This window comes from Tardiphaga sp. 619_E2_N8_4, assembly GCF_051810905.1.
GTDB lineage: Bacteria > Pseudomonadota > Alphaproteobacteria > Rhizobiales > Xanthobacteraceae > Tardiphaga > Tardiphaga robiniae.
In genome coordinates this window covers 2,728,423-2,740,576 of sequence record NZ_JBPWQJ010000001.1, presented here as the reverse complement: position 1 = coordinate 2,740,576, position 12,154 = coordinate 2,728,423, and the positions used below count along the sequence as shown (strand labels likewise).

The 12,154-nt window shown below is 60.7% G+C and carries 11 protein-coding genes; 5 read left to right on the top strand and 6 right to left on the bottom strand.

What is annotated here, in order from left to right; genetic code table 11:
* The first annotated feature begins 157 nt into the window (after window positions 1–157).
* Together AB8A23_RS13090 and AB8A23_RS13085 are read left to right on the top strand one after the other, a co-directional pair.
* Window positions 158–2,251, top strand: a complete 2,094-nt coding sequence (locus AB8A23_RS13090) for a methyl-accepting chemotaxis protein (RefSeq protein ID WP_175368304.1) — start codon at window positions 158–160, stop codon at window positions 2,249–2,251.
* 207 nt (window positions 2,252–2,458) lie between these two features.
* Window positions 2,459–4,552 carry a methyl-accepting chemotaxis protein gene (locus AB8A23_RS13085; RefSeq protein WP_439059520.1) on the top strand — a complete coding sequence of 698 codons (2,094 nt, stop codon included), beginning with the start codon at window positions 2,459–2,461 and terminating at the stop codon, window positions 4,550–4,552.
* Between the two features lie 24 nt (window positions 4,553–4,576).
* On the opposite strand, the gene AB8A23_RS13080 is transcribed toward AB8A23_RS13085, so the two are convergent.
* Both AB8A23_RS13080 and AB8A23_RS13075 read right to left on the bottom strand, forming a co-directional pair.
* On the bottom strand, window positions 4,577–5,209 hold the full coding sequence (locus AB8A23_RS13080; protein WP_175368302.1) for a DUF2865 domain-containing protein: 633 nt from the start codon (window positions 5,207–5,209) through the stop codon (window positions 4,577–4,579).
* A 38-nt stretch (window positions 5,210–5,247) separates the two neighbouring features.
* A complete protein-coding gene (locus AB8A23_RS13075; RefSeq protein ID WP_439059521.1) occupies window positions 5,248–6,039 on the bottom strand; it encodes a L,D-transpeptidase in 792 nt (263 codons plus the stop codon).
* A gap of 235 nt (window positions 6,040–6,274) precedes the next feature.
* Between AB8A23_RS13075 and AB8A23_RS13070 the strand changes: the two genes are divergently transcribed.
* From AB8A23_RS13070 to AB8A23_RS13060, 3 genes are all read left to right on the top strand, one after another.
* Complete coding sequence (locus AB8A23_RS13070) at window positions 6,275–7,384, top strand: AI-2E family transporter (protein WP_120291925.1); 1,110 nt, start codon at window positions 6,275–6,277, stop codon at window positions 7,382–7,384.
* A gap of 75 nt (window positions 7,385–7,459) precedes the next feature.
* Window positions 7,460–7,831 (top strand): DUF883 family protein, encoded by a 372-nt coding sequence (locus tag AB8A23_RS13065; RefSeq protein WP_439059522.1) that lies wholly within the window; start codon window positions 7,460–7,462, stop codon window positions 7,829–7,831.
* Window positions 7,832–7,923: 92 nt separating this feature from the next.
* Window positions 7,924–8,403 carry a hypothetical protein gene (locus AB8A23_RS13060; RefSeq protein ID WP_175368299.1) on the top strand — a complete coding sequence of 160 codons (480 nt, stop codon included), beginning with the start codon at window positions 7,924–7,926 and terminating at the stop codon, window positions 8,401–8,403.
* 21 nt (window positions 8,404–8,424) lie between these two features.
* On the opposite strand, the gene AB8A23_RS13055 is transcribed toward AB8A23_RS13060, so the two are convergent.
* From AB8A23_RS13055 to AB8A23_RS13040, 4 genes are all read right to left on the bottom strand, one after another.
* Window positions 8,425–8,784, bottom strand: coding sequence for a hypothetical protein (locus tag AB8A23_RS13055; protein ID WP_175368298.1), 360 nt, complete (start codon window positions 8,782–8,784; stop codon window positions 8,425–8,427).
* A gap of 373 nt (window positions 8,785–9,157) precedes the next feature.
* Complete coding sequence (locus AB8A23_RS13050) at window positions 9,158–10,384, bottom strand: ABC transporter substrate-binding protein (protein WP_175368297.1); 1,227 nt, start codon at window positions 10,382–10,384, stop codon at window positions 9,158–9,160.
* Window positions 10,385–10,443: 59 nt separating this feature from the next.
* On the bottom strand, window positions 10,444–10,773 hold the full coding sequence (locus AB8A23_RS13045) for an AtuA-related protein (protein WP_175368296.1): 330 nt from the start codon (window positions 10,771–10,773) through the stop codon (window positions 10,444–10,446).
* 2 nt (window positions 10,774–10,775) lie between these two features.
* Window positions 10,776–12,110, bottom strand: coding sequence for an acyclic terpene utilization AtuA family protein (locus tag AB8A23_RS13040; protein WP_175368295.1), 1,335 nt, complete (start codon window positions 12,108–12,110; stop codon window positions 10,776–10,778).
* Between the last annotated feature and the right edge of the window lie 44 nt (window positions 12,111–12,154).

The following is a 12,154-nucleotide window of genomic DNA, read 5'->3' as shown; positions in this document are numbered from 1 at the left end:
CGATCAATCGCCGGGCATCGTCCTTCACCGTGCCGCAAGAACCCTTACGCACCAACCACCTAAAGTAGCCGTATTCAAGCCTACTTCACGATACGTGTGCAATCGGAAATATTTACCATTTGAAGCCTTACTAAATCAAATATTTGGGGGATTCATGATGTTCAATCGATTGACCGTTTCCGCATTGCTTCAATCTGTCATCGTGGTCATGGCGCTCTGTGTGGTCGCCGTTCTGGCAACGACAGCCTGGGACTCCTACGGGCGGCTACGTTCAGCCAGCCGCATCTCGGTAATTGCGGACGCCTCCGCGAATGCCTTCAAGGCGATGCATAATCTGCGCACCGACCGTGCATCGACGAACCGGAACCTGAACAACGAGACAGTCATTCAGCCGGACGGAGAAAAATATCTCCGCTCCATTCGCGATTCCGAGATGCCGGCGATGCGAGCAGCGGCTGACCTCATTGCCACCATCGAATTCGCCGATCAAAAGACGCTGCACCCGACGCTGGTCCAGCTGGTCGACAAGCTGACCGCTCTGCAAACCGAATCCTGGGACGCGATGAGCAAGCCGAAGGCGTCGCGCCGTGCAGCCCTCGGCAAGGAGTATATGGAGACCACGCAAGCTCTGCTTGAAACACTGGAAAAGGTGTCGGCCCAACTCGCCGCCGCGGTGAACCACAACGATCCCATGATCGATCAATTACTGTCGATCAAACAGGCGGCCTGGCTGTTGCGCAACACCGCCGGCGAAGGATCCCTCCTCGTCGCGAACGGCCTTGCTGTCGGGCGCGCTACACCTGAGAATAAGCTCGCCTACACCAAGTTTGTTGGCGGCATCGACGCTGCCTGGAATGCGCTGGAATTGTCCGCGTCTGGAATGCAGCTGCCGCCCAACCTGGCTGCAACCATGGCTGCTGCGAAGGTGGCTTATTTCGACCCGCAATATATGGCTCTTCGTGACCGTGTCATGAATGCACTCGTGAGCGGCGAAAAGCCCGAAATCACCGCGAGCGAATGGACTCCAATCACCGTTGATCGCATGGCCAGTGCGGTTACAGTCGCCGAACGAGCGCTGAATGAAGCAAAAAGCCACACCTTGACGCAGTGGACTGCCGCGCAGCACGCGTTGATCCTGCAACTGGCGTTGCTCGCAGCCGCGCTCGGCATAGCATTCGGCAGCATGGTTGCCGTCACCCGCCGTGTCATCACCCCGCTGCACACCATCCGCGATGCGATGCTGAAAGTCGCCGCAGGCGATCTCGTCGTCGATGCCGGCTATTCCGAACGGAAGGACGAAATCGGCGCGCTCGCCGGCGCTCTGGAGACCTTCAAGCAACAGGCCAAGGAGAAAGCACAGATCGAACAGCAGGAGCGCAATCGCAACGCCGACGCGACCCAGCGGCAGCAGGCCATCGAACAGCACATCGGGACCTTCGAGGTCCAGATGCGCGATGCGCTCAACGCACTCGGCAACGCGTCCGATCAGATGAACACCACATCGAATGGCATGGCGGTCGTATCCAGCCAGACCAATGCCCGCGTGCAGGTCGCAGCAAAAGCTTCGGGCGAAGCTTCCCTGAACGTGCAGAATGTCGCCTCGGCCGCCGAACAGCTGAGCTCGTCGATCAACGATATCAGCCGGCAGGCCGCGCACGCCGCGGGAATCGCCAGTCGCGCCGTCAATCAGGCGCAGGAAACCGACGGCACCGTCCAAGGCCTCGCCAAGACCGCCAACCGGATCGGCGAGGTGGTCGGATTGATCAACGATATCGCCTCGCAGACCAACCTGCTAGCGCTCAACGCCACTATCGAAGCCGCGCGCGCTGGCGAGGCCGGACGCGGCTTTGCGGTCGTCGCGTCGGAAGTGAAGTCACTGGCCAGCCAGACCGCCAAGGCAACCGACGATATTTCCGAGCAGATCGCAGATATCCAGAAGGTCGCCAATGAGGCCATCGAGGCAATCAAGTCGATCGGCGGCATCATCGGCGAAGTCAATGAAGTAGCAACTGCCATCGCCGCGGCCGTCGAGGAGCAGGGAGCCGCGACACAGGAGATCACCCGGAGCACGCAGCAGGCCGCCGATGGCACCCGCAATGTGTCGGACAACATCGCCGGCGTCAGCGCCGATGCGGATGCAGCTGGCGCCGCCGCGCAGGATGTGAAGGTAGCCTCGGAAACGCTGGCCACGCAGACGCGCCAGCTCGGCACTCAAGTAACGGACTTCCTCGGCAAGATCCGGGCTGCCTAGGCAGGGCCTCATCAGTCACGTCATTGAGCGCTGACAAGTATCAAAAGCCCCGGCATCGTCGGGGCTTTTTTCGTTGAAGCGTCGCCGGACACGACAATTTTCCACCTAAAGTAGCTTTATAAGAAACGTATTTATCAAGACGGGCATGAGCGTGAATATTTACCAATTGCAGCCTTAAATACCGAAATATTTTTTGGGGGATTCATTGTGCTTCATCGATTGACCGTTTCCGCATTGCTCAAGTCCGTGATCGCCATCATGGCGGTCTGTGTCGTCATATTCCTGGTTCTCAGCGCATGGGAATCATATGGGCGCCTCAACGTCGCGGGGCGCATGTCGACGATCGCCGAGGCATCCGGCCATGTGTTCAAGGCAATGCACAATCTGCGCACTGACCGGTCCACGACGTTCCGCACGTTGAACGCCGATACCGTGATTCAGCCCGATACTGAGGCCTATCTGCGCCGTATCCGCGGCGCCGAAATGCCGGCAATGAAAACAGCAGGAGAATTGCTGGTCACCGCCGACTTCCCCGGCAAGGCGACGCTGGTGCCCGAATTCAACCGGCTGATGCAGGCATTGATCGCGTTGCAGACCGAATCCTGGGACCAGATGAGCAAGCCAAAGGCCTCGCGCCGCGCTGGCCTTGCCAAGGAATTCCAGGACAATGTCGATTCCGTTCTGGCCATGCTCGAAAAAGTCTCCTCCGCCCTCACGGCCGCCGTAACCCACAACGATCCGGTGATCGATCAGTTACTGTCGATCAAGCAGATGGCCTGGCTGATGCGCAACACATCGGGCGACGCCTCGGTCATCGTGTCGAACGCGCTCGCGGTCAACAAGATCTCGCCGGAGCTGCAGCGAAGCTATGTGAAGCTGACGGGCGGCATCGAAACTGGATGGAATGCGCTGGACATCGCATCGTCGGGAACTGAACTGCCGCAAGGTCTCATCACGGCCCTTGCCGCAGCGAAAGCATCCTATTTCGATCCTCAATACTTGGCACTGCGCGACCGCCTGATTCAGGCTGTCGCAACCGGCGAGAAGCCCGAAATGCCGGCGACGGCCTGGACACCGCTCACCGTCGACAAGATGAGCACAGCCGTGGTCGTAGCCGAACGCGCGCTGGACGAGGCCAAGAACCACAGCCTTGTGCAGTGGTCTGCTGCGCAACGCTCATTGATACTGCAACTGGTGCTACTGGGGGCCGCCATCATGCTCGTCGTTGGCGCCATAGTCACTATCACGCGCCGTGTCACCACGCCGCTGCTCACCATCCGCGACGCGATGCTGAAAGTGGCGGGCGGCGATCTCACCGTCGATGCCGGCTATGCCGATCGCCAGGATGAAATCGGCGGGCTGGCCGGTGCGCTGGAGACCTTCAAAAAGCAGGCGATGGAAAAAGCCGAGATCGAGGCGCAGGAACGCCATCGCAATGCCAATGCGAGCCAGCGCCAGCAGGCCGTCGAGCAGTATATCGGCATGTTCGAGATCCAGATGCGCGACACGCTGGGCGCCCTTGGCAGCGCCTCTGACCAAATGAATACGACATCTGACGGCATGGCCACTGTGTCCAGCCAGACCAATGCCCGCGTGCAAGATGCTGCGCGCGCCTCCGGCGAAGCCTCAGCGAATGTGCAGAACGTTGCCGCTGCGGCGGAGGAGCTGAGTGCCTCGATCAACGACATCAGCCGCCAGGCATCGCATGCAGCCGGCATCGCCAGCCGCGCCGTCAGCCAGGCACAGCAGACCGACAATACCGTTCAGGGCCTCGCCCAGACTGCGAACCGGATTGGCGAAGTGGTCGGGCTGATCAACGACATCGCCTCGCAGACCAACCTGCTGGCACTCAATGCCACCATCGAAGCGGCACGCGCCGGCGAGGCCGGACGTGGCTTTGCGGTCGTCGCGTCGGAAGTGAAGTCGCTGGCCAGCCAGACCGCCAAGGCGACCGAGGATATTTCCGAACAGATCGCGGATATCCAGAAGGTCGCCAATGAGGCCATCGAAGCCATCAAGTCGATCGGCGGCATTATCGGCGAAGTGAATGAAGTCGCCACCGCGATTGCGGCTGCAGTCGAAGAACAGGGCGCGGCGACGCAGGAAATCACCCGCAGCACCCAGCAGGCGGCCGATGGCACCCGCAACGTGTCGGACAATATCAGCGGAGTCAGTGCCGACGCCGACGCAGCCGGTGCAGCCGCTCAGGATGTGAAGGTGGCATCAGAGACCCTCGCGACGCAGACACGCCAGCTCGGTACTCAGGTAACGGACTTCCTCGGGAAGATCCGCGCGGCTTAAGCGCAATCGATCACGTGGCGCGGATTATTCCCGCGCCACGACCGGCATGCGCTCATACTTCGCCTGCACCGACGGCGACACCGGCGACATGTTCAGCGATGCACCGCGTTTGTCAGCGCCGCGACCCGTGACCATCAATCCGTCGGCACCGGCGACGATGTCGCCCTTGCGCAAGGTCGGATCGTTCTCGAGCTTCACCGGCGCCAGACCGATCTGGTCCTTACCGTTACAGGTGCAACCGGCCACCAGTTCGGTGCGGTACTTGAATGCATTCGGCAGCTCGGAATAGGACTTGCCGCTCTCGGTCGCAGCCGTGTCGATACTGCTGCCGTAAACAACCTTGGTATCGCTCGCCGGACAGAAATTATTGCACGACGCCGCACGGCTCTGACTGTCGGTGGCTGATATGGGGAAGTAACGTCCATCGCACGTGCGCACACAAAAAGCCTGACGCCCGCCGCTTGCTGCACGAGGGCGCAGCTCCTGCACCGGCGGACCTTCATTGACGAAAGGCAGCGAGATATCCGGGCCACGACCACGCGCTATCCCGCCGAACAATGCCGAGAAGAAATCCTGCGCCTGCGCTGGGGCGGCACCGAGTATGACAATCGCCGCCACCGCGCCGAGGGCCATCCGTTGTCCTGGAAATCGGGTCATGGGGCCTCCAACGCGGCATCAAGCAGAATGATCGACTCTCAGTAGAGCGACGACGCGGAAAGGTTCATCGCCTGACGGCCCGGAGCCTGCTGCACGCCGGCACGACGAACCGAGATCGATGTGACGCTGCGCGGCGCCGGAGCCGTGCGCGCCTCATAGTGTGGGGCAACCGACTTCGGCAGCACCACAACCCTGGTCCCAACGCTGACGCGACTGAAAAGGTCCTGCACATCTTCATTGGTCAGGCGGATACAACCCGACGACACGAACTTGCCGATGGTTGACGGATCATTGGTGCCATGGATGCGATAAGCGCTGGAGCCGAGATACATCGCGCGGGCACCGAGCGGGTTGCCGGGGCCGCCAGCCATGAAGCGCGGCAGATAGGGCTGGCGCGCAATCATTTCCTGCGGCGGATGCCAATCCGGCCATTCCGCCTTGCGCGTGACAGTCTGCGTTCCGGACCAGGTGAATCCTTCGCGGCCAACACCGACGCCGTAGCGAATCGCGCGGTTGTTGCCGAGCACATAATAAAGCTGGGTATTGCCAGTATCGATGATCACTGTGCCCGGCGCTTCGCGGGTCATATAGCCGACTTCAGCGCGGCGCAGGCGCTCGGGGAGAGCGGCATCCATATTTTCCCGCACCCGCGGTGCAGCCATCACGTCGTCGTCCGGTGGAAACGCGCTTTGCGCAGCCGGTGCATAGTTCATCACCTGCGCCGATGCGCTGGAGATGAACGGCGGAGCAACGATCAGAGTGGCTGCAACAACGAGCGCGCTTGTGAGACGCAGCGACAGCTTGCGGTTTCCAGATGATGCCTGTGACATGTGACTGCCCCGTTTGGCGACGCGTCATCGTTGTGATGACCGCAACCAACTGCGCCGAAGCCTCACGGTTCCCTCCCCGCGGGCGTTCACCGAATGATTTGTCAACCAAGGAACCATCACGAAATCGCGACGGAACTTTTGCGGTATGCTCGTGTTGTAAAGCCCGATCGTATGTCAGCGATCTGACGCGCGAACGCGGTCTGCGCGACCAAATGGCGGCATGTCGGGACAGCTCATGAGTGAAGTCCGCGCTCTCCCCGAAAAGCCTGCAGGCACGCCGGTGCCCGAGAGCAAGATCGAGCAGCCGCCGGTGTTCCGTCGTGCCGAAGTGGTTGCTTTCACGCTGGTATCGATGCTGGTGATCACCGTGATTACGGTGCTCTATGTCGCCAAGGCATTCTTCCTGCCAATCGTGACAGCCTTCATCATTGGCACCATGTTGTCGCCCGCAGCGAGCTTTCTCGAAAAGCGCCGCATTCCGCGATCCGTCTCGGCAGTCCTGATCGTTATCTTGGTCTGCGCCGGGCTCGCCTTCATCGTGGGGCTTATTTCGTCCCCGCTGATGGAATGGACGACGCGGCTCCCCGAACTAGGTTCGCTGCTCAAGAACAAGCTGCATGTCTTCGACCGACCGCTGGCGCTCTGGCACCAGATACAGAGCATGTTCAGCAGCGCCGAAACGCTTGCGACAACAAAGTTCGAATTGCCCAAGATCGACTGGGTGCAGCCAACCGTCGAATTCCTGTCGCCAACCTTCACCGAATTCCTGCTGTTCTTCGCCACGCTGGTGCTGTTCATCGCAAGCTGGAAAGACCTGCGCCGCGCGCTGGTGATGAACTTCGCCGATCACGAATGGCGGCTGCGGACGCTGCGCATTCTCAATGCGATAGAGACCAGCCTTGGCGAATATCTGTTGATGGTCACTATGATCAATTTCGGAGTCGGCATTGCCACCGGCGTGATCTGCGCGGCCACCGGCATGCCCAACCCGGCCGGCCTCGGCGCGCTGGCAGCCACGCTCAACTTCTTCCCGATCATCGGCCCCGTCGCCATGTTCGTCATCCTGGTCGCGGTAGGTATCATTTCGTCGGAGACGATCGCAGCGGGCATGATCGCGCCGCTGCTGTTCGTCGGCCTCACCTTCATGGAAGGCCACTTCATCACGCCCACGATCATCGGACGCAAATTGCAACTCAACGCGCTGGCGGTGTTCATCGGGTTGGCGTTCTGGACCTGGCTCTGGGGCCCGATGGGCGGCTTCCTGGCGGCGCCGATCCTGATCGTCGGGCTGATCCTGAAAGAGCATTTGATGCCGATCAATTCGCCGCAGTTGCCGCCGGATTAATCCAGCTCTACTGATGGAACCTACGGTCTAACCGGGCGTTTCTGCATTGGATTTTCAGTATCAGGGGAGCTTCGCATGGCGGATATCGATGGCCTGGATGAACTCAAGAAACTGACCGACAAAGCAACCTTTAGCCGCCTTCAGAAGGATCTCACCGCCGTGAAAAACGATGTTGCCGCCCTGACCGAACAGATCACCGACGCGCTTAATGCCTTTACCGGCCAAGCTACTAAACAAGCCCGCCGCGGCGTCAAGCAAGCCCGTGCCGACGCCGAAGACATGATGTCCGACATGCGGGAGCGCGGCAGCGCGGCCTATGATGCTGCGCATGACGCAGCCTATTCACTGGAGGAAACGCTGGAAGACAGCATTACCCAGCGGCCACTGGCCGCCGTCGGACTGGCGCTCGGCTTAGGCGTGCTGATCGGGATGGCCTGGCGCCGCTGAGCACATGCGCAGAATTGAGATGTGATGACTGGCGGTGCCCGAGGGTGCCGTCAGTTTTCTTTGTATTTTAGAGTTCGGGTTCGGGGGCTTCCATGCTGAAGAGTATCATCGACGATCTGAAGAACAGCACAGGCAACAGCCTGCGCATGACTTCACTCATGGCGCTGGCTGGTGTTGCTGGCTTTGTGGCACTGTGCTTCCTGTGTGCGGCGGCTTTCATCACGGTGATGCAGCGCTACGGCGTCATTGAGGCCTGCCTCACCATCGCCGGCATCTTTTTGGTCATCGCGGCGATCTTCGCACAGATCTATGCGACCAAGCAGAAGCAGGCCCGCGAACGCGCAGCAGCCGCGGCGCGCGCAGCGGCCAGAGCTGCTGCGAATGCGCCGCTGATCGATCCGATGCTGGTGGCGACCGGCATTCAGATCGCGCGCACGCTCGGCCTCAAGAAGGTTATTCCGCTGCTAGCGCTGGTCGGCGTCGCACTTGGCTATATGGCCAATCGCAGCAGCGCTGCGGCAGATGATGATACGAACGAGACCGGCGACCCCGATGAGGTCGCCGACGATTGATTTAAATTGTCAGCGTGAAGATCAGGTCACACAGCGACCCGGCTGCAGCATCTTTGCCATCTCGCTGAGCACACTCACAGGCGGTTCGCAGCCCACCGCCGCACGCTGCGGTTTGGCATTCATGGGGAGGGGCCGGATATTGACGGCTTCATTCTTGGTTGGAGCCACCACGGGCGCGACGCCCATCCGCAGAAGGACGGACGTATCCGACAGCCCCTGAACGCGGAACGAGAGAGTCTGGCTCTGCTCGTTCTGTGTGGTAATTAGTGATGCCCGGTCGCCCTTGGCAGCCCGGTTAACGCCGGTGGACGCAGCCTTGTCTGAATCGGTCAGCGTGCCCCGCAGATCATTGCCGGAAGCATACTGGATGGCGCCGAACATGGTCGCTCCAGCGACCATTCCCAAGACCAAGCTGGATACCTTTGACATGTGAGCCTCGCCTGCCCTGCACCGCGTCGTTGCGTGGCGCTCACAATAGGAACGTGCGTCAAGGCTCTAGGTTCAAGAACGGCGATCACTTAACCGTGTGTTAAATAATTTGACGCCCGCGGGAACGCTTTTCACCCTCGCGCGTCTTCCCGGAAGCCGGTCGTCCCCTGCCCCAATTGACCGGCGACGCGGGGTGGAGCTGTGGTGATGCCAGCTGCACCCCGCATTCTTTTGAGGAATAGGTAAGGCTCTCTCACCCTTCGAAAGAATCGCGGGTAAAGGTATTTCCCTGCCCACGACGCTCGGTTCATAGAGTTGTCTGTTCTTACTTCTTGCTCATCACCATTGGGCATGTACTCGCCGAGAGCGGCGAGAACGCGTCTTCGCCCTTCACCGTGGCGAGGATTCTGAACACGTCATAGCTATCGGTGACCTCGGAAGGCTTCTTGACCTCGGCGAGATACATGTCGTGGACCATCAGATTGTCTGGACGCAGCTTGCCGTTGCGCAGGAAGGCATCGTCAAAGGTACGCCCCTGCAGATCCTTGACCACGGCGACAGGATCCTTGGTATTCGCGGCCTCCACCGACTTGATGTAGTTCAGCGTCGAGGAATAGACACCGGCCTGCATCATGCTCGGCGGCTTGCCCATCTTGGCAGCATAGCGCTTGGAGAATGCACGCGTGCGGTCGTCCATGTTCCAGTAGAAGCCGGACGTCACCAGCAGGCCTTGCGCGCTCTTCAATCCGACGCTGCGGATGTCATTCACGTCGATCAAGAGCGCAATCATCTTCTGATCACCGCCCATCAAGCCGAACTCTTCTGCCTGCTTGATGGCGTTCTGCGTGTCACTGCCGGCATTGGCGATGGCGATGACCTTGGCGCCCGACGACTTGGCCGTCAGAAGCTGCGAGGAGAAATCCGCCGTGTTGATCGGATGCGGCGCACGGCCAAGCGCCTTGCCGCCGCCCTTGACGGCAACTTCCGTTACGTCACGCTCGAGCGCCTGACCAAAGGCATAATCCGCAACAACGAAGAACCATGTGTCGCCACCGCGCTGAAGCATCGCCTTGCCGGCGACATTGGCCAGCGCGTAAGTATTGTAGGTCCACTGAATGAAGTTCGGCGAGCAGAACTTGCCGCTGAGATCCGCCGAGCCGCCGGCCGATGTGATGAACATCTTGTTGCGGTCCTTGGCGAAGGTCTGCACGGCGATGCAAACAGACGACACCGGCACGTCGAGAATGACGTCGACGCCTTCCTGATCATACCACTGGCGCGCAATATTGCCGCCGACATCGGGCTTGTTGAGATGGTCGGCCTGGATCAGCTCTATCGCCTTGCCAAGCACCTTGCCGCCGCATTCCTCGATCGCGAGCTGCGCTGCCGCTACCGAGCCCTGCCCGCCATTGTCAGCGAACAGACCCGTCATGTCGGACAGCACACCAAACTTCAGTGGAGTATCCGCAGCGGCACGAACGATCGCCGGAGAAAAAACTGCAGCGCTGACGCCAGTTGCACCGAGGCCAGCCAGGAATGTACGTCGCTTCATCAATAGTCCTCCCGTTTTTGGTTTGGTATGAAAGTATCGTCGTCCTATTGTGACGAAGATCATGGTGAGCCGGATGACGCTCCTTTGGCCGGCAGCTCGAATTCAAGCAGCGCAGAGCTGAATGATTTCCCGTGCGTATCCAGCGCGAGCGATCGCACAACACCGCCACCGAGCGCGCCCGTCAGCACGAAGTTTAGCGCGCCGAGCGCCGGCAATTCATAGCGCGTGACGGTGCCGGTGATGGTGTCGCCGAAATGCTGCGCGACGTGATCTGCCGTCACGTGCTCGGCAAGAAAGCCGAAGTCACCGACATCGAAAGCGATGACGGAAATGTTGGACGTATCGCCCTTGTCGCCGCTGCGTGAATGCGCGATCTCACGGAGTTTCATGGTCAGGCCTCCATGAATGTGACTGATGACGTCACGACAGTTTCGGGCAGCAAAGCCGAGGCGACGCCGACGATTTCGCGCGCCGATTTCCAGGCCCCGCCGCCACCGGCAGGCCCGTTGGTGTAAAGCGTCTCGACCTCATTGCCGATCTTCACGGCCTCTGCGAGAGAGTCTGTGCGCCCCGCGACGCGGATGCGGACTTCATAGGGATCGCGGCCTTCGGCCAGGGCGTCACCATGCAGCGCATTGACGCCGATCAGGTCGAACCGGCTCTCCGTCATTTTCACGCCGGTGAGCGTGAGGCGTTCGCGCACAATCTCAAGCGCCAGACGCCCGCGCGCCACGGCATTGGCACCAGCATAGGAGATTTCGCCTTCGCCGATATAGCTGTCGAGATAGCCGACTGACGTCTTCAGCAGGCCAGTCTTCGGCGTGCCACTCCCGCCGGTGACATGGATGCGGTCCGGACCAACCTCCTCGACACGCACCTGCGAGAAATCGGCAACCACATCCGGCTGGTAATAGCGGGTCGGATCATGAATTTCGTAGAGCAGTTGTTCGATCACCGTCGCTCGCGTGATCTGGCCGCCCGAGCCCGCGACCTTGGTGACGACGAGACCGCCATCCTCGCGCACCTCGCCGATCGGGAAACCAAGCCGCGCGAGGCCCTGCACATCCTTCACGCCGGGATCGGCGAAATAGCCGCCGGTGATCTGGCCAGCACATTCCAGGAGATGGCCGACCATGGTGCCTTTGCCAAGCAGATCCCAGTCATCCATCGCCCAGCCGAATTCATGCACCAGCGGCCCGAGAAACAGCGCCGGATCGGCCGCACGGCCGGTGATGACGACATCGGCGCCACCGGCGAGCGCTTCGGCGATAGGCGCTGCGCCGGTATAGGCATTGGCCGAGATCACGCGGTTGCCCAGCGCTTTCACGGAGCCACCTTCGTCCAGCGCGACATCGGACGCGCGCGCCTGTTCCAGCACATCGTCGCCCGTTACTGCCGCAACCTTAAGACCGGGCAGACCGAGCGCCCTGGCGATGTCACGCGTCGCCTGCGCCGCCGCGACGGGATTCGCCGCGCCCATATTGGTGATGATCTTGACGCCGTTCTTTCGGCAGATGGACAGCACCGCCTTCATGCGGTCGGCAAGCAACGGGTCGAAACCGCCTTGCGGATCTTTCAGGCGGTCCTGCTGGGCCAGCGCGATGGTGCGTTCGGCAAGGCACTCGAAGACGAGATAGTCGAGGTTGCCGCTTTCGGCGAGTTCGATCGCCGGTTCGATCCGGTCCCCCGAATAGCCGGCACCGGATCCGATCCTGATGGTACGCACGAGCAGTCTCCCTGGATCAGACTTGCCTGCAGTCACATCGCGAA

Coding starts and splice junctions, on each gene's coding strand:
- AB8A23_RS13090 (WP_175368304.1), top strand. CDS start 158: ATGTTCAATCGATTGACCGTTTCCGCATTGCTTCAATCTGTCATCGTG.
- AB8A23_RS13080 (WP_175368302.1), bottom strand. CDS start 5,209: ATGACCCGATTTCCAGGACAACGGATGGCCCTCGGCGCGGTGGCGGCG.
- AB8A23_RS13075 (WP_439059521.1), bottom strand. CDS start 6,039: ATGTCACAGGCATCATCTGGAAACCGCAAGCTGTCGCTGCGTCTCACA.
- AB8A23_RS13070 (WP_120291925.1), top strand. CDS start 6,275: ATGAGTGAAGTCCGCGCTCTCCCCGAAAAGCCTGCAGGCACGCCGGTG.
- AB8A23_RS13065 (WP_439059522.1), top strand. CDS start 7,460: ATGGCGGATATCGATGGCCTGGATGAACTCAAGAAACTGACCGACAAA.
- AB8A23_RS13060 (WP_175368299.1), top strand. CDS start 7,924: ATGCTGAAGAGTATCATCGACGATCTGAAGAACAGCACAGGCAACAGC.
- AB8A23_RS13055 (WP_175368298.1), bottom strand. CDS start 8,784: ATGTTCGGCGCCATCCAGTATGCTTCCGGCAATGATCTGCGGGGCACG.
- AB8A23_RS13050 (WP_175368297.1), bottom strand. CDS start 10,384: ATGAAGCGACGTACATTCCTGGCTGGCCTCGGTGCAACTGGCGTCAGC.
- AB8A23_RS13045 (WP_175368296.1), bottom strand. CDS start 10,773: ATGAAACTCCGTGAGATCGCGCATTCACGCAGCGGCGACAAGGGCGAT.